This window comes from Mameliella sp. CS4 (genome assembly GCF_019392335.1).
In the GTDB taxonomy this organism is placed as follows: domain Bacteria; phylum Pseudomonadota; class Alphaproteobacteria; order Rhodobacterales; family Rhodobacteraceae; genus Antarctobacter.
Window position 1 is genome coordinate 202,581 of sequence record NZ_JAHXRQ010000003.1, and the last position, 15,555, is coordinate 218,135.

The following is a 15,555-nucleotide window of genomic DNA, read 5'->3' on the forward strand; positions in this document are numbered from 1 at the left end:
CTCAGCCGTAGAGCGGTTGCAGGCCCATCTGCATGTGCAGCATGTTCACCACCGCCTCATCCAGTTGCATGGCCTTGGCGAGTGTGTCGAGGTATTCGGCCTCGGCCTGCGTATCGACGCGGATCGTCATCAGCGAGGCGGAATAGACCTGCATGCGCTGCGCTTCGGGGACATCCGCGGCCAGCGCCTCGGGGTCGACGGGGGCCTTGAGCTGGGCCTGGATAAAGGCGCGGTCCTCAGGGTCAGCATCCTCGCCCAGGGTTTCGAGGATCTTGGCCTGTTCCGCCTTGTCGATGCCGCCGTCGCTTTTTGCGGCCTGGATCATCGCGCGCAGCATGAGGCCGGCGGCTGCTTCGGCCTCTGGCGCTGTGGACTGGGCGTTCATGGCGTCCATCAGCCCGGCGGCGCCCTTGCCCTGCGCCTGGGCCGCCGACCCGGCAAAGGCCGCCAGCATCCCGGCCATGCCGGTGCCGCCTTCGCCCAGTTGCGACAGCAGGCCGCCGCCTTTTCCGGTGCCTGCCTGGCCCGTGAAGGCCGAGAGATCCATGCCTCCGGCCTGCATGGTCTTCATCATGTCGGCAAGGGGGTTGGCCCCAGCGGCGCCGGCGCCGGGCATGCCGGGAAAGCCGCTTTTCTGCGCCGCCTCCATCATCTCTTGCCAGCCGCCGCCCTGGGGGGCCTGGCCGCCCATGAGCTTGCCCATCTGGGCCTGCAGCGTCGCGGTCGGCGTTTTCGCCGGTACCTGCGCGCCACCGCCGAGGAGACTGCCAAGTCCCTGTCCTCCGGACATCCGGTCGACCCCGCGCGCTGCGGCATACCCTATGGCGAGTTTAGCCAGTGTTCCCATCAGACCCATGTGCGTTCTCCTCTCAGACGATGATCTCCCTCTGGCGACTGTGACAGAACTTCGCCGCCGCGCACAGGGGGGGCGTCGGCAGTGGATTGACCTTGCCCGCGTCCGGGTGTCCAAGAGGGCATGGAACGCAAGCAACAGATGGACCTCGCCGGCGCGGTGGGGATGGTGGTTTTTGCCAATGTCCTGGCCTTCAACCAGGTGGCGATCAAACTGGCCAATGCCGGGATCGGTCCGGTCTTCGGAGCGGGGCTGCGCTCGGCCCTGGCGCTGGCGGTGCTGGGGATCTGGCTGCTGGTTAGTGGGCGCCGGATCAAGGGACTGCGGCAGACGCTGTGGCCCGGACTGATACTGGGCGGGTTGTTCAGCATCGAGTTCATCCTGCTGTTCACCTCGCTGGACCTGACCAGCGTCTCGCGCGCCTCGATCACCTTTTACGCCATGCCGGTCTGGTTGGCGCTGGTGGCGCATTTCACCCTGCCGGGAGAACGCCTGTCGTCAAGGCGCCTGTTGGGCCTGGTGCTGGCGATGGCGGGGGTGGCATGGGCGCTTGCCGATCCGCAAAGCCGTGGGGCGGGCAACATCTGGGGCGATCTGCTGGCGCTTCTGGCCTCCTGGGCCTGGGCCGGGATCGCGCTGAATGTGCGCCTGACGCGGACCTCGGAGCTGAACCCGGAGGGACAACTGTTCTGGCAACTGGCTGTTTCGGCGGTTGTGCTCTGCGTGGTGGCGCCGCTGTTCGGCCCGCTCTGGCGCGAGACCGGCCTGCTGAGCCTGTTCGGATTGGCCTATGGCGTTTTGGTGGCCTCGCTGGGGTTCATGTTCTGGTTGCGGCTGATGGGAATCTATCCGGCCTCGGACATCGCGTCCTTCAGCTTTTTGTCTCCGGTCATGGCCGTGGTCTTTGGCTGGCTTGTCTTCGACGAGCCGGTGGGGCCGGATTTCCTGGGGGCGCTGGCGCTGACCTCGGTGGGGATCGTGCTGATCAACCGACGTCGCAAGACGCGGGCCGAAGGTCCGCCCGGCCCGGGGCAGGAAACATTGCGAGGGCAAAACTAGGACCGGGCAGAGGCCCCGGGGCACGCCCGGGGCGGTGTGACGTCCGGTGGGGTCAGGTCCCACAGAAGGTGGCGCGAACCTTTTCGCCTCTCGACGGCGGGCGGCGCAGGTCGGCATAGTTGTCGTCCAGGTCGAATGGCGCCGAAAGCGCCGCGCTCAGCCGGTGAAAGGGCGCATCGTCGCCCGCCACGGCGGCCTCGATCATCTGTTCGACGCGGTGGTTGCGCGGGATCAGGACCGGGTTCACCGCGCGCATCAGCGCCTGCGGGTCATCCTCTTGTTCCAGCCGCGCTTGCCAGCGTGCCTCCCATCCGTCAAAAGCCGCGCGGTCGGTGAACTGGTCGCGGGCATCGCCATCGGCCAGGGCGCGGAAGGTGTTGGTGAAATCCGCGCCGCCCTCGTGCATCAGCGTCAGCAGGTCGCCGATCAGGGACAGGTCTTCTTGCGTCGGGGCGGACAGGCCGATCTTGGCGCCGAAGCGGTCCAGCCAGAGCGCGCGCAGCCGGTCTGGCATGGCATGCACGGCCTTGGTGAAATCCTCGACAGCCTTGTCCGTGTCGGGCATCAGCGGCACCAGTGCCGTGGCCAGCTGGGCCATGTTCCAGACGATGATATCGGCCTGCGCGGCATAGCCGTACCGCCCGAACCGGTCGATCGAGGAAAACACCGTGTCCGGGTCGTAGGCATCCATGAAGGCACAGGGCCCGTAGTCGATGGTTTCGCCCGAGAGCGCGCAATTGTCGGTGTTCATCACCCCATGGATGAAACCAACGCCCATCCATTGTGTCACTAGCTGCGCTTGCCGTTCGATCACGCCGTTGAGCAGGTCCAGCGGGTCGCGCGCATCTGGATAGTGGCGGTCGACCGTGTAGTCGTAAAGCGTTTTCAGACGCTCGTTGTCCTGTCGCGCGGCAAAGACCTGGAAGGTGCCCACGCGGATATGGCTTTGGGCGACGCGGGTCAGCACGGCACCGGGCAGGGGGCGTTCGCGGATGACCTCCTCGCCCGTGCGGATCGCGGCAAGGGCGCGGGTGGTCGAGATGCCAAGCGCGTGCATCGCCTCGGACACGACGTATTCGCGCAGGACCGGCCCCAGCCAGGCGCGGCCATCGCCGCGACGTGAGAAGGGCGTTGGGCCGGATCCCTTGAGCTGGATGTCACGGCGGATGCCATCGGTGCCCACAACCTCGCCCAGCAGCAAGGCGCGCCCGTCCCCCAGTTGCGGGTTGAACTGGCCAAACTGGTGCCCAGCATAGAGCTGGGCCAAGGGCTCGGCCCCCTCTGGCACGCGATTGCCGCCGAATTGCGCCGCCAGAGCGGGGTCGTCGGCGCCGGTGATGCCCAGGAGATCGGCAAGGTCATGGTTGAAGGCCACGGTCTGCGGGGCCTTGACCGGGGTCGGGCCCTGGCGGGCAAAAAAGCCCTCGGGCAGGCGGGCATAGGAATTGTCGAAGGGGATGTGCAGGGTCATGCCCGAGATATAGGGGCGCGATCACGGTTGCGCCAGCGGTCTTGCCACAGCTGTCAGGGGGCTAGGGTTACCCGCAACCCAACAAACAGGAGCAAGACGATGCAGACGGAAAACGCCTACGCAATGCGCCTGATGGATCGCCCCGAGTTCTCGTCCAAGCCGCAGCCGCTGACGTTTTCGCCAAAGACCCTGGTCACGACCGCCGCGCAGGCGATGAACGAGCGCAACTTTGGCTCGGTCATGGTGGTGGATCCGGACGACCGGGTGCTGGGGGTGGTGACGGAACGCGACATCCTGCGCAAGGTCGTGGCGAGGAAGGCCGACGCGACCAGCCTGACGCTGGAGGATATCATGACCCGCGATCCGCGTGTGGCACGGGAAACCGACGAGGTCATCGACTGGCTGCGCATCATGTCGAACGAACGGTTCCGCCGCCTGCCTGTCGTGGATGAGGACGAGAGGATCAAGGCGGTCTTCACCCAGGGTGATTTCGTCAGCTACACATGGCCCGACCTGATCTACCAGGCCAAGGAACTGGCCAAGGCAAGCGTGGGGCGCAACTATCCGATCTGGCTGATCGGCGGGGGCATCATGTTGTATTCGATCCTCATGGTGATCGTCGTGAGCGCGATGTGAGTCGCGCTCAGAGCACCCGGCTCATGAAGATGTAGCGATCGCGGGGCTTGAAGCGCGCGCGGCCATAGAAGCGCTGCGCGCGCTCATCTTCGCGGTCGACCTCGAGGTGCAGCGCGCGCACGCCAGCCTCTCGCATCGCCTTGGCGATGCCGTCCAGCGCCTCGAGCCCCATGCCGCGCCCGCGCACGGCGGGGCGGACGTAGAGTTCATCGACGATGGCATCCAGCCCGCCGAACTCGACCGACCAGCCGAAGGTCAGCACGATATAGCCCACCGGCGCACGTCGCGGTCCGATCAGCCAGGCCGCGCCGTGGGGCGATCCCTGAAGCAAGGGCGAGATGGCGGCGGCGCGGTGGTCGGTGTCGGTGCCATACCCCATTTCGGTATGAAAGGCGGCGACCAGCGGCAGGAGCCTGTCTGCATCCGTTTCGCCCGCGAGGTGGAGGGATTTCATAGCCGCGCCAGCCTTTCGGTCAGCAGGGCAAAAAAGCCGTCGGCGTCGACGTCGCCCATGAACATGGCGTTGGGGGCGCGGTCCGTGACCCGCCACCAGTCGGCCACCGTCATGCCGCGCGTCAGGTCGGAGCGGGTCTCGATCTCGACGTTGATGAACCGGCCCGAGAAGAGATCGGGTTGCAGCAGATAGGCCGTGACGCAGGGATCGTGCAGGGGCGCGCCGTCCGAGCCGTATTTCTCCCGGTCGAAGCGTTCGAAGAAATCGGTCATCTGCGCCACGGCGATCCCGACCGGCGTGCCGAGGGTGCGAAAGGTCTCGTTGCGGGCGGTGGTGACCAGCGCCTTGTGTGTCACGTCCAGCGGCATGACCGTGATCGGCGCGCCGCATTTGAACACGATTTCAGCGGCTTCCGGGTCGACGTAGATGTTGAACTCGGCGGCGGGGGTGATGTTGCCCACCTCGAAATAGGCGCCGCCCATCAGGACGATTTCCTGGATGCGTACAGCGATGTCCGGGGCGCGTTGCAGGGCAGCGGCGATATTGGTCAGCGGCCCCAGCGGACAGAGCGTGACGGTCTTTTCCGGTTGGGCGCGCAGGGTGTCGATGATGAAGTCGACGGCATCACCGTCCTGCAGCGGCATGGTCGGCTCGGGAAGGTCGGGGCCGTCGAGGCCGGTCTTGCCGTGCACGTGTTCGGCGGTAACGAGATCATGCGCCAGCGGTCGGTCACATCCTGCAAAGACAAGTGTCTCTGGCTTGCCCGCCAGTTCACAGACCATGCGGGCGTTGCGCGCGGTCAGCTCCAGCGGGACATTGCCTGCAACGGCGGTGATACCCAGGACATCGAGCTCTGCGGGCGATGCGAGCGCCAGAAGGATGGCCACCGCGTCGTCCTGGCCCGGGTCGGTGTCGATGATGATCTTGCGCGCTGCCATCTGTCTCTCCTGCTCGCTGCCGGAGGAGTGACACGGGGCAGGGAGCGGCGCAAGCTGGATCGGCGGGTCGGCGGGGCCTTGCCGGGACGTCAGGACGGGGGACTAGGCGGAACAGCTGGCCCCACCAAGGACGCAGAACTTGGCGCAGTGGGGGTGGTTCAGCGAGACGTCCTGCTCTGCCGCCTCCAGCGTCTCTCCAAGGTCGAATTCCGGCTCGTAGGGCAGCAGGGTGCAGGCCACGACAGACGGGCGTGCCGCCCCCTTTCGCTTGACCACCATGCGCGAGGAGGAACACATCACCTGGGTCGGTTGCTTGTCGAGGATGTCCCAGCAGGAGGTGGTGATCTCGGGCACCTCGACGTTGATATCCATTTCCGGGAAGAGGATGGTCATGCCCGGATCCTCTGCGTCGATGTCGAAGCCCTCGGCCTCGAACAGGCGTGCGAACCCGGCCCGCGACAGGGCTTCGGATTCGTCCCACATCGTGCGGCCCGCGACGGCCATGCGAATACCCGTGTCACGCAGCCAGCGCATTCCTTCCAGCGTTTTTTCGAATGTCCCCGTACCGCGTTCGGCGTCGTGGTGGCGCGCCGACCAGTGATCCAGGGAGATGCGCAGTGTAAGGCGGTCGCCGTAGTCGGCGTGCAGCGCCTTCAGGCCTTCGCGCATGGCAGGCCGCATCATCGGGCGCATGGCATTGGTCAGGATCAGCACCTTGTACCCCCGGGCGAGGCTGCGGCGCGTCATCTCGATCATCTGGGGATTCATAAAGGGCTCTCCCCCGGTGAATCCGATCTCGGCCACCCCCCAGTTCCGCGTTTCGAGCTGGTCGAGATAGTCCGTGACCTCGTCCGCCGTGATATAGACCAGCCGGTCGTTCTCGGGCGAGCTTTCGATGTAGCAGTTCAGGCATTCGATATTGCAGAGCGTGCCGGTGTTGAACCACAGCGTCTGCGGGTCCGACAGGGCCACATGTGCGCGCGGCTCGCCCTTGGCTGTGCGGGCCGGGTCCTTGAACTTGTCGATATTTGCGGCGGAAGCGTCTTTCATATCCAGTCCTTCAAGCAGTCCCCCCAAGGCGTAAGCAGTAGGCAAAGCCGGTGCCAGTCACAAGATTTCGCCTGACGCCATTGTGATGCATCAATTGGGTGTTAGACTTTGAACCGAACATGGGGTATTCGGAGCGCGAACAGGATGCGTTAGCGCTAACGGTGCATTGCCAATGGCAAGAGGCGGCCCGCTCCGCCGAACAGGAAAGGCACGGGACTCATGGTTTCACGCGTAATTCCGGTCGACCCATTCGATCTGGTGATTTTCGGGGCGACGGGCGATCTGGCCCGGCGCAAGATCCTGCCGGGGCTGTTCAGGCGCTATTGCAGCGGACAGATGCCAGAGGACGCGCGGATCATCGGCGCCGCCCGCAGCGACATGGATACGGCGGGCTTTCGCGAGATGGTGGCCGAGGCCACCCGCGAATTCGGGGGCGGCCGCCACTGCGAGGATGGCACGCTGGAACAATTCCTCGAACGTATCGACTATGTGGCGGTCGACGCGATGGGGGAGGGCGGCTGGGAGGCGCTGAAAACGCACCTGCGGCCCGGGACGGTTCGGGCCTTCTATTTCTCGGTCGGTCCGGCGCTTTTCGGGGCCTTGGCGGAACGGCTGCGCCATTTCGGGCTGGCCGACGATGACAGCCGCGTGGTGGTCGAAAAGCCATTTGGTCATGACCTGGACAGCGCAAAGGCGCTGAATGCGACCCTGCGGCAGCATTTTCACGAGGATCAGATCTATCGGATCGACCATTACCTGGGCAAGGAAACCGTCCAGAACCTGATGGCGGTCCGGTTCGGCAACATGCTGTTCGAGCCGTTGTGGAACGCGCAATACGTCGATCACATCCAGATCACCGTGGCCGAAACCGTCGACGTGGGCGGGCGTGGCGGCTATTACGACAAGTCGGGCGCGATGCGGGACATGGTGCAGAACCACCTGATGCAGCTGTTGTGCCTGATTGCGATGGAACCCCCGGCACGGTTCGAACCGGATTCGGTGCGGGACGAAAAGCTGAAGGTGATCCGGGCGCTGGACCCGGTGGATTACCACCACATCGTGCGTGGCCAGTACGACGCGGACGACGACCAGCCCGGCTATCGCGCACATGTGGAAAATCCGCGCTCGACCACCGAGAGTTTCGTGGCGATGAAATGCCATATCTCCAATTGGCGTTGGGCCGGGACGCCCTTCTACCTGCGCACGGGCAAGAAGCTGCGGGCGCGCGCCAGCGAAATCGCCGTGGTCTTCAAGGACGCGCCGCATTCGATTTTCGGCCCCGAGGCAGGCACGCACCGCAACGTGCTGGCCATCCGGTTGCAGCCGAACGAGGGCATGACCCTGGGTGTGACGATCAAGGAACCGGGGCCGGGTGGCATGCGGCTGGTGGACGTGCCGCTGGACATGAGCTTTGCCGAGGCGCTGGGACCGGAGGCGGAAGAAGTGCCCGATGCCTACGAACGGTTGATCATGGACGTGATCCGGGGCAATCAGACCCTGTTCATGCGCGGTGACGAGGTCGAGGCCGCCTGGGCCTGGACCGATCCGATCATCGCCGGATGGCTGGGCCGGGGCGAGGTGCCCAAACCCTATGACCCCGGATCCGCCGGTCCGGATGATGCGTTGATGCTGATGCATCGCGACGGGCGTCGCTGGCGCGACATCCGCGCATGAGCCTGGCGAGACAAGGGAGGCCGGGAACATGAGTTACGAATTCATCGAGTATCAGGACAGGGAGATGCTGGCCATCGACCTGGCCAACCAGCTGGCCGGCGACTTGCGGCAGGCGCTGGGTCAGCGGGACCGGGTCGGCTTCGCAGTCCCCGGCGGGACGTCCCCGGGTCCGGTCTTTGACGATCTGAACACTGTCGATCTAGACTGGTCGCGGGTGGATGTACTGCTGACCGATGAACGCTGGGTTCCAGAGGACAGCCCGCGTTCGAACACCGGGTTGCTGCGTGAGCGTTTGCTGATCAATCGGGCGCAGGCGGCACGTTTCCTGCCTCTTTATGCGCCCGCGGATGAACCGGAAGAGGCGCTTGAAGCGCTGCAGGCGCCGATTGCCGAGGAACTGCCTCTGGCGGTGGTGCTATTGGGGATGGGGGCCGACCTGCACACGGCCTCGATTTTTCCGGGGGCGGACCGGCTGGAAGAGGCCCTGTCCCCCAAGGCGCCTGTGCTGTTGCCGATGCGGGCGCCCGGAGCACCCGAGCCGCGCATCACGTTGAGCGCGCACGTCCTGAACGGGGCAATGTCAAAGCACGTCCTGATCTTTGGCGAAGAAAAGCGCGTCGCGCTGGAATCGGCGCGCGGCAAGCCAGCCGAAGAGGCGCCGATCAACGCGGTCCTGTCCGAGGCGCGGGTGCATTGGGCGCCATAGGCTGCGCGCCCGGGTCGCAAATCTGTCATTTTCCGCCTGCTATGGGGTGGGCACATGTTCAAAGGGCCGCATCAAGGTCGGCGAGGGGGATGGAATGTTCGAGCAACTGAAGACACTGGCGGCAGGCATCGGCGACCGCCGGATCGAGACCCTGTTTGCGGATGAGGGCCGGGCCGGGGCATTTTCGCAGTCGGCAGAAGGCATGCTCTTCGATTATTCCAAGACGCAGATCGACGCCGAGGCGCGCGCAGGCCTGCTGGCCCTGGCCGAGGCGCGCGGCGTGGCGGCCCGTCGGGACGCGATGTTCGCCGGGGAAAAGATCAACGAGACAGAGGGGCGCGCGGTGCTGCACACCGCCCTGCGCAACCTCGACGGGACCGAGGTCCGCGTGGATGGCGTGGACGTCATGCCACCGGTCCTGGACACGCTGGGCCGGATGGAGGCGCTGGCGCGCGAGATCCGCGGTTCGGGGATCACGGATGTGGTCAACATCGGCATTGGCGGCTCGGACCTGGGGCCGGTCATGGCGACACTGGCGCTGGCGCCTTATCACGACGGGCCGCGCACGCATTTCGTGTCGAACGTCGATGGCGCCGACATCGCCGACAAGCTGGCGCTATGCGATCCCGAGACGACGCTGTTCATCGTCGCCTCCAAGACATTTACCACCATCGAAACGATGACCAACGCGCGCACGGCCAAGGCCTGGCTGGCGGATAGGGGCGTGTCCGACGAGGGACGTTTCATCGCCCTGTCCTCGAACCAGGAAAAGGCGGCAGAGTTCGGCATCCCGGCGGAGCGCGTGTTCGGATTCGAGGATTGGGTCGGCGGGCGCTATTCGGTCTGGGGACCGATCGGCCTGTCGCTGATGCTGGCGGTGGGGCCGGAGGACTTTCGCGCCTTTCTGACCGGCGGCATGAAGATGGACCGGCATTTCCAGACCGCCCCCCTGGCCGAAAACCTGCCGGTGCTGCTGGCGCTTGTGGGGATCTGGCACAATCAGGTGCTGGGCCATGCCACGCGCGCGGTGCTGCCTTATGACAACCGCCTGTCGCGCTTGCCTGCCTACCTGCAACAGCTGGAGATGGAATCGAACGGTAAGGGCGTCAGCATGGACGGCGCTGATCTGCCCTATCACTCCGGCCCAGTGGTCTGGGGAGAGCCGGGCACCAATGGCCAGCACGCCTTTTACCAGCTGATCCACCAGGGCACGCGGGTGATCCCGGCGGAATTCCTCGTGGCCGCCAAAGGCCATGAACCGGATCTGAAGCATCACCACGAGTTGCTGGTTGCCAATTGCCTGGCCCAGTCCGAGGCGCTGATGCGCGGGCGCGATCTGGATGAGGCGCGCGGCAAGGTCGCGGACAAGTTCGAGGGCGACGAGCTGGAGCGGCAGGCGCGGCACCGGGTCTTTCCGGGCAACCGTCCGTCCACGACGCTGATCTATCCGCTGCTCGACCCCGAAACGCTGGGCAAGATCATCGCGCTGTATGAACACCGGGTTTTTGTCGAGGGCGTGATCCTTGGCATCAACTCTTTCGACCAGTGGGGCGTGGAGCTTGGCAAGGAACTGGCGACGGCCCTGGGGCCGATGGTGACGGGGGCTGTGCCGGTCGAAGGCAAGGACGCCTCCACCACGCAGCTTTTGAAGTTCTTGCATACGCACGGAGGCGGCTGAAGTTCCTGTTGGTGCGAAAAATATAATGGGGAACAGGAGCGAAAAGAGACGCGTTCTTTGGGCAGACTGAACGGAAAAAAGGAAGGAGTTCAACATGAAACGCTTCATGATGACCGTTGCCGCAACCGCTCTCATCCCCGCTGTCGCGCTGGCGGAAAACCACGAATCCGGCGATGCGATGGACCCGGCCGCCGAGCCGATGCCGATGGAACAGGCCGATACGGCGGATCCGATGGAGAAAGCCGATACGGCCGATCCGATGGCGACCGACCCGGATGCGCCCAAGGCCAAAGCGTCGGATACGGCCAAGGCCGATACCGGGTTGACCGGGCCGGTCAAAGCCTCGGTGATCGTCGGCGCGCCGATCTACACTTTGTCGGCCACTGAAAGCGTCGATTGGGACGTGAATGTGAACTATGAGACCGTGGCCGACGAGTGGACACGCATCGGTTCGATCGACGATTTCATCGTCGACGAGAATGGCGAGATCACGGGCCTCGTGGCAGAGGTCGGCGGTTTCCTGGGTGTGGCCGACAAATTGGTCATGCTGCCGATGGATGAAACCAAGATGGTCATGGTGAGCGAGGCGGATTACGCTGTCGTGACTCCGTTCACCAGCGAGGACCTGTCCGACATGGAGCGGGTCGAGTAACCCACTACACCCGACAGAGTTATTTCGCCCGGGGCCATTTGCGCCCCGGGCGTTTTCGTATGTGTCAGCCCGGGATGTCGAAATCGGGCGGGGCCAGCTCGAAACCCTCGAAGCGGAAACCCGGTGAAACGGTGCAGCCGACAAGGGTCCAGTCCCCCAGCGATTGCGCGGCCTGCCAGTGACCGGGTTCGACGATCCCCTGCGGGCGCTGCCCCTGTGACAGGTCCGGCCCCAACACCATGTCATCGCGCGGGCCTTGGTCGGTTGCGGCACGCATCAGGCGCAGCGGGCTGCCGGCGTAGAAATGCCAGATTTCGCCCGCATCGACCCGATGCCAATGGCTGCGCTCCTCCCCTTTCAGCAGGAAATAGATGCAGGTGCCGGCCGCGCGTCTGCCGTCATCGGTCTCGGCCTCCCATGTCTGCCGGTAATGCCCGCCTTCGGGGTGTGGCGACAGGCCCAGCAGGGCGATGATCTCTTTAGCGGTCATGCAACGTACGGTCCTGTGAGGATTGGTTAAGAGCTGCGGCGCACCCTCAGGCCATCGAGAGTGAACCGAGCAGGAGAGACTGGATGTCGACTCTGACCCCCCGCGTCCGCAGGATGGCCGAGGAAATCGTTGCCCGCGAGGGCGGATATGTCAACGACCCGGACGATCCGGGTGGCGCCACGAAATATGGCGTCACCATCCACACGATGCGCCGTCTGGGCCTGGACCTAGACGGCAATGGACATGTCGATGCTGCGGACGTGCGCCAGATCACCCGCGACCAGGCGGTGACGATCTTTCTGACCCACTACTTCCTGAAACCGCGCATCGCGGAATTGCCGGAGCCTCTGCATGCCACGGTCTTTGACATGTATGTCAACGCGGGTGGTAACGCGGTCAAGATCCTGCAGCGACTGCTGAACCAGATGGGGGAACAGGTCACGGTGGATGGTGCCATTGGCCCGCACACCATCGCCGCCACGGCGCGCGCCTATGGCAAGGCGCCGCATCACATGGTGGATGCCTATGGGATCGCGCGGCGCAACTATTACTTCCGCATCGCCGACAACCGTCCGGCCTCGCGCAAATACGCGCGCACCCGCGCGGGCGGAAAAGGCGGCTGGATCAAGCGCGCCGAAGAGTTCATTGCGCCCAAGTACCACATGACGGAGGCCGAGTTTCACGCCCGGGTGGCGGCATGGGGCTGATCGGTCAGATCCTTGGCGCGCTGTTCGGCCCTGGCCGCAACGTGGTGACGGAGACAGCGGAGGTGTTCCGTGTCAATGCCGAGGCGCAGGCGCAGCGCGGTCACGAGGCGCAGGCCGCGGCGCTGGCGCAGATGGCGGGCGAGTTCCGCATTCGCCGTCGCGGCTGGTTTGACCGGCTGATGGATGCCTTGAATCGTGTACCACGCCCGGCGATGGCGCTGGGGACGCTGGGCATGTTTGTCGCGGCGATGGTCGACCCGGTCTGGTTCGCGGCGCGTATGGCGGGCATCGCCCTGGTGCCAGAGCCGCTGTGGTGGCTGTTGGCGGCCATCGTCAGCTTTTACTTCGGCGCGCGCCACCAGGCCAAAGGGCAGGATTTCCAGCGCGACCTGGCGGTGACGATGGCGGCGGTCCCGCAGGTGGTGCAGACGGTCAAGGATGTCGAGGCGCTGCGCGATGTGACGCCCGATGCCGATGCCCCGGTCGAAACCGCGACCTTCGAGGTGCCGTCGGACAATCCGGCACTTGCCGACTGGCGGCGGTCCTCCGGCTAGCGGATTTCCCCGATCTCGATACGATTGCCGCGCTCCTGCAAGGGGCGCGGTTTTTTCGTGGCGCGGGTGGTACGTATATCATTGCGACAATGTGATCGGGGAAACCGGGCGAAAAGGATTGGCGCGGGAGGGCGTCACAACTATAACGCAAGACATGATTACAGAACTCGGACACTTCGCCCTGATCCTGGCCTTCCTGGTTTCACTGGTTCAGATGGTCATGCCCCTGGTGGGCGCACACAAGCGATGGCCCGGGTGGATGGCCGTGGCGGAACCGGCGGCGACGCTGCAACTCCTGCTGGTGGCCAGCAGTTTCGCGGCCCTGACCTATGCCTTTGTCGTGTCCGATTTCTCGTTGAAACTGGTCTACGAGAACAGCCATTCGGCCAAGCCGATGCTCTACAAGATCTCGGGCGTCTGGGGCAACCACGAGGGGTCGATGCTGCTCTGGGTGTTGATCCTGGCACTCTTCGGGGCCTGTGCCGCCTGGTTCGGCACCAATATCCCACCGACACTGCGCGCCCGCGTTCTGGCTGTCCAAAGCTCGATCTCGGCGGCGTTTTATGCCTTCATCATCTTCACCTCGAACCCGTTCACGCGTCTCAGCGTCCCGCCTATCGACGGCACCGACCTGAACCCGTTGTTGCAGGACCCGGGGCTCGCCTTTCACCCGCCGTTCCTCTACCTGGGCTACGTCGGGCTGAGCATCTGCTTTTCCTTCGCAGTGGCGGCGTTGATCGAGGGGCGGGTGGACGCGGCCTGGGGGCGCTGGGTGCGGCCCTGGACGCTCGCGGCCTGGATCTTTCTGACCATCGGCATCGCCCTGGGATCCTGGTGGGCCTACTACGAGCTGGGCTGGGGCGGTTTCTGGTTCTGGGACCCGGTCGAGAATGCCAGCTTCATGCCCTGGCTCTTTGCCGCCGCGCTGTTGCATTCGGCCATCGTCGTGGAAAAGCGCGAGTCGCTCAAAAGCTGGACCATCCTTCTGGCGATCCTGGCCTTCGGGTTCTCTTTGATCGGCACTTTCATCGTGCGGTCCGGCCTGCTGACGAGCGTCCATGCCTTCGCGAATGACCCGGTGCGCGGCAAGTTCATCCTATATATCCTGCTGTTCTTCACCGGCGGTGCGCTGACGCTCTTCGCGGCACGGGCCAAGGTGATGGAGTCCAAAGGCGTCTTTGGCATCGTCAGCCGAGAAAGCGCGCTGGTCGTGAACAACATCCTGCTGGCAGTATCCAGCTTTGTCGTCTTCGTCGGCACCATGTGGCCCTTCCTGGCCGAGATGCTGTTCGAACGAAAGCTGTCGGTGGGCGCGCCCTTCTTCAACATGGCCTTCACCCCTTTCATGGTGGTGCTGGGTCTGGTCCTGCCTGTTGGCGCGATGATCAGCTGGAAACGGGGCAAGCTGGACCGCATTCTGCGCTCGCTCACCCCGGCCTTTGGTCTGGCCATCGCGCTGATGGGGCTGGTCTGGGCGATGCAGACCGGGCGCAGTCTGATGGGGCCGATTGGCGTCTTCTTGGGCACATGGATCGTGGCGGGGGCCGTGACCGATCTGATCGGGCGCACGGGCCAGTCGCGCGATTTCTCGCGCCTGTTGCGGTTGCCGCGCGCCGATTGGGGCAAGACCGTGGCCCATTCCGGCCTTGGCATCACCATGCTGGGGATCGCCGGGCTGCTGGCCTGGCAAGAGGAAGACATCCGTGTCGCCCATATCGATGAGCCTTGGACCGTGGGTGCCTTCGAATTCACGCTGCTGAGCGTCAACCAGGTGCAGGGTCCGAACTACCGTTCGACAATGGGTGAGGTGCGGGTCATGGCCGATGGCCGCGAGATTGCGGTGCTGAACCCGGAAAAGCGGATCTACCCGGTTGCGCAGATGCCCACGACCGAGGCGGCCATTGATTATCGCGTGATGCGCGATGTCTATGTGGTGATCGGCGATCCGCAGGATGACGGCGGATGGGTCATGCGGGTCTATATCAAGCCGCTGGCCAACTGGATCTGGGCGGGTGCGATCATCATGGCCCTGGGCGGCTGTCTGAGCCTGTCCGACCGTCGCTACCGGATCGCCGCCGGGGCACGCAAGACCACACCGGCACAAGGGGTGCCCGCGGAATGAGACTGAGAGCCCGTCGGCAGGGTGGAACCCCGCCCTACATCCTTGGCCTGCTGTTTGCGCTGGTGGCCAGCGTGGCGCTGGCGGTCCAGCCGGACGAGATGCTGGACGATCCGGCCCTTGAAGCCCGGGCGCGGGACATCTCGGCGGGACTGCGGTGCCTTGTCTGCCAGAACGAGAGCATCGACGAGAGCAACGCCTCGCTGGCGCGTGACCTGCGCCTATTGGTGCGTGAGCGGATCATGGCGGGCGACACCAACGAGGAAGTGGTGGATTTCATCGTCGACCGCTACGGCGAGTTTGTCCTGCTGAAACCGACGACAGGCGGCTGGAACTGGCTGCTCTGGGCCTCTGGGCCCGGGCTGTTCCTGCTGGCCCTGGTCGTGGGTATGGCCTATGTGCGCCGCCGCTCGCAGGCGGGAGGGGCAGGGGATGACGGGCTGTCTCCGGAAGAGCAGACGCGCCTTGACGAATTGCTGAAAGGCGAAGAGGGCTGAGGCGCCCCGGGTAGGGA

Annotated in this window: 16 protein-coding genes; 10 read left to right on the forward strand and 6 right to left on the reverse strand. The window is 64.9% G+C overall.

Annotated elements, in window-relative coordinates; all coding sequences use genetic code 11:
• Position 1 precedes the first annotated feature (1 nt).
• Positions 2 to 856 (reverse strand): DUF533 domain-containing protein, encoded by an 855-nt coding sequence (locus KZZ07_RS06490; protein ID WP_219512992.1) that lies wholly within the window; start codon positions 854 to 856, stop codon positions 2 to 4.
• 120 nt (positions 857 to 976) lie between these two features.
• On the opposite strand from KZZ07_RS06490, the gene KZZ07_RS06495 reads away from it, so the two are divergent.
• Positions 977 to 1,912, forward strand: a complete 936-nt coding sequence (locus KZZ07_RS06495; RefSeq protein WP_219512993.1) for a DMT family transporter — start codon at positions 977 to 979, stop codon at positions 1,910 to 1,912.
• 52 nt (positions 1,913 to 1,964) lie between these two features.
• On the opposite strand, the gene KZZ07_RS06500 is transcribed toward KZZ07_RS06495, so the two are convergent.
• Complete coding sequence (locus KZZ07_RS06500) at positions 1,965 to 3,383, reverse strand: protein adenylyltransferase SelO (protein WP_219512994.1); 1,419 nt, start codon at positions 3,381 to 3,383, stop codon at positions 1,965 to 1,967.
• A 99-nt stretch (positions 3,384 to 3,482) separates the two neighbouring features.
• On the opposite strand from KZZ07_RS06500, the gene KZZ07_RS06505 reads away from it, so the two are divergent.
• Positions 3,483 to 4,019, forward strand: a complete 537-nt coding sequence (locus KZZ07_RS06505) for a CBS domain-containing protein (protein WP_219512995.1) — start codon at positions 3,483 to 3,485, stop codon at positions 4,017 to 4,019.
• A gap of 7 nt (positions 4,020 to 4,026) precedes the next feature.
• On the opposite strand, the gene KZZ07_RS06510 is transcribed toward KZZ07_RS06505, so the two are convergent.
• The 3 genes from KZZ07_RS06510 to KZZ07_RS06520 form a co-directional block, all read right to left on the reverse strand.
• On the reverse strand, positions 4,027 to 4,473 hold the full coding sequence (locus KZZ07_RS06510; protein ID WP_219512996.1) for a GNAT family N-acetyltransferase: 447 nt from the start codon (positions 4,471 to 4,473) through the stop codon (positions 4,027 to 4,029).
• The gene (locus KZZ07_RS06515) at positions 4,470 to 5,411 is read right to left on the reverse strand and encodes a nucleoside hydrolase (protein ID WP_219512997.1); all 942 of its coding nucleotides are present in this window, start codon (positions 5,409 to 5,411) and stop codon (positions 4,470 to 4,472) included. The genes KZZ07_RS06510 and KZZ07_RS06515 overlap by 4 nt, the downstream gene beginning before the upstream one ends.
• Positions 5,412 to 5,513: 102 nt before the next feature.
• Positions 5,514 to 6,461 (reverse strand): radical SAM protein, encoded by a 948-nt coding sequence (locus KZZ07_RS06520; RefSeq protein ID WP_219512998.1) that lies wholly within the window; start codon positions 6,459 to 6,461, stop codon positions 5,514 to 5,516.
• A gap of 219 nt (positions 6,462 to 6,680) precedes the next feature.
• Here KZZ07_RS06520 and zwf point away from each other — a divergent pair, with 219 nt between their 5' ends.
• From zwf to KZZ07_RS06540, 4 genes are all read left to right on the forward strand, one after another.
• Positions 6,681 to 8,135 (forward strand): glucose-6-phosphate dehydrogenase, encoded by a 1,455-nt coding sequence (zwf, locus tag KZZ07_RS06525; protein WP_219512999.1) that lies wholly within the window; start codon positions 6,681 to 6,683, stop codon positions 8,133 to 8,135.
• Positions 8,136 to 8,163: 28 nt separating this feature from the next.
• Positions 8,164 to 8,841 (forward strand): 6-phosphogluconolactonase, encoded by a 678-nt coding sequence (gene pgl, locus KZZ07_RS06530; protein WP_219513000.1) that lies wholly within the window; start codon positions 8,164 to 8,166, stop codon positions 8,839 to 8,841.
• 94 nt (positions 8,842 to 8,935) lie between these two features.
• On the forward strand, positions 8,936 to 10,519 hold the full coding sequence (pgi, locus tag KZZ07_RS06535) for a glucose-6-phosphate isomerase (protein WP_219513001.1): 1,584 nt from the start codon (positions 8,936 to 8,938) through the stop codon (positions 10,517 to 10,519).
• 94 nt (positions 10,520 to 10,613) lie between these two features.
• Positions 10,614 to 11,171 (forward strand): PRC-barrel domain-containing protein, encoded by a 558-nt coding sequence (locus tag KZZ07_RS06540; RefSeq protein ID WP_219513002.1) that lies wholly within the window; start codon positions 10,614 to 10,616, stop codon positions 11,169 to 11,171.
• Between the two features lie 64 nt (positions 11,172 to 11,235).
• Here the strand turns inward: KZZ07_RS06540 and KZZ07_RS06545 are convergent, their stop codons facing one another.
• The gene (locus KZZ07_RS06545; protein ID WP_219513003.1) at positions 11,236 to 11,661 is read right to left on the reverse strand and encodes a cupin domain-containing protein; all 426 of its coding nucleotides are present in this window, start codon (positions 11,659 to 11,661) and stop codon (positions 11,236 to 11,238) included.
• Positions 11,662 to 11,744: 83 nt separating this feature from the next.
• Here KZZ07_RS06545 and KZZ07_RS06550 point away from each other — a divergent pair, with 83 nt between their 5' ends.
• The 4 genes from KZZ07_RS06550 (at position 11,745) to KZZ07_RS06565 (ending at position 15,538) form a co-directional block, all read left to right on the forward strand.
• Positions 11,745 to 12,368 carry a holin-associated N-acetylmuramidase gene (locus KZZ07_RS06550; protein WP_255564194.1) on the forward strand — a complete coding sequence of 208 codons (624 nt, stop codon included), beginning with the start codon at positions 11,745 to 11,747 and terminating at the stop codon, positions 12,366 to 12,368.
• The gene (locus tag KZZ07_RS06555; protein WP_219513004.1) at positions 12,359 to 12,922 is read left to right on the forward strand and encodes a holin family protein; all 564 of its coding nucleotides are present in this window, start codon (positions 12,359 to 12,361) and stop codon (positions 12,920 to 12,922) included. The genes KZZ07_RS06550 and KZZ07_RS06555 overlap by 10 nt, the downstream gene beginning before the upstream one ends.
• A gap of 154 nt (positions 12,923 to 13,076) precedes the next feature.
• The gene (locus tag KZZ07_RS06560) at positions 13,077 to 15,044 is read left to right on the forward strand and encodes a heme lyase CcmF/NrfE family subunit (RefSeq protein WP_219513005.1); all 1,968 of its coding nucleotides are present in this window, start codon (positions 13,077 to 13,079) and stop codon (positions 15,042 to 15,044) included.
• Complete coding sequence (locus KZZ07_RS06565) at positions 15,041 to 15,538, forward strand: cytochrome c-type biogenesis protein (protein ID WP_219513006.1); 498 nt, start codon at positions 15,041 to 15,043, stop codon at positions 15,536 to 15,538. The genes KZZ07_RS06560 and KZZ07_RS06565 overlap by 4 nt, the downstream gene beginning before the upstream one ends.
• Positions 15,539 to 15,555 lie beyond the last annotated feature (17 nt).

Coding starts and splice junctions, on each gene's coding strand:
- KZZ07_RS06565 (WP_219513006.1), top strand. CDS start 15,041: ATGAGACTGAGAGCCCGTCGGCAGGGTGGAACCCCGCCCTACATCCTT.
- KZZ07_RS06495 (WP_219512993.1), top strand. CDS start 977: ATGGAACGCAAGCAACAGATGGACCTCGCCGGCGCGGTGGGGATGGTG.
- KZZ07_RS06510 (WP_219512996.1), bottom strand. CDS start 4,473: ATGAAATCCCTCCACCTCGCGGGCGAAACGGATGCAGACAGGCTCCTG.
- KZZ07_RS06560 (WP_219513005.1), top strand. CDS start 13,077: ATGATTACAGAACTCGGACACTTCGCCCTGATCCTGGCCTTCCTGGTT.
- KZZ07_RS06505 (WP_219512995.1), top strand. CDS start 3,483: ATGCAGACGGAAAACGCCTACGCAATGCGCCTGATGGATCGCCCCGAG.
- zwf (WP_219512999.1), top strand. CDS start 6,681: ATGGTTTCACGCGTAATTCCGGTCGACCCATTCGATCTGGTGATTTTC.
- KZZ07_RS06490 (WP_219512992.1), bottom strand. CDS start 856: ATGGGTCTGATGGGAACACTGGCTAAACTCGCCATAGGGTATGCCGCA.
- pgl (WP_219513000.1), top strand. CDS start 8,164: ATGAGTTACGAATTCATCGAGTATCAGGACAGGGAGATGCTGGCCATC.
- KZZ07_RS06545 (WP_219513003.1), bottom strand. CDS start 11,661: ATGACCGCTAAAGAGATCATCGCCCTGCTGGGCCTGTCGCCACACCCC.
- KZZ07_RS06555 (WP_219513004.1), top strand. CDS start 12,359: ATGGGGCTGATCGGTCAGATCCTTGGCGCGCTGTTCGGCCCTGGCCGC.
- KZZ07_RS06550 (WP_255564194.1), top strand. CDS start 11,745: ATGTCGACTCTGACCCCCCGCGTCCGCAGGATGGCCGAGGAAATCGTT.
- KZZ07_RS06500 (WP_219512994.1), bottom strand. CDS start 3,383: ATGACCCTGCACATCCCCTTCGACAATTCCTATGCCCGCCTGCCCGAG.
- pgi (WP_219513001.1), top strand. CDS start 8,936: ATGTTCGAGCAACTGAAGACACTGGCGGCAGGCATCGGCGACCGCCGG.
- KZZ07_RS06515 (WP_219512997.1), bottom strand. CDS start 5,411: ATGGCAGCGCGCAAGATCATCATCGACACCGACCCGGGCCAGGACGAC.
- KZZ07_RS06540 (WP_219513002.1), top strand. CDS start 10,614: ATGAAACGCTTCATGATGACCGTTGCCGCAACCGCTCTCATCCCCGCT.
- KZZ07_RS06520 (WP_219512998.1), bottom strand. CDS start 6,461: ATGAAAGACGCTTCCGCCGCAAATATCGACAAGTTCAAGGACCCGGCC.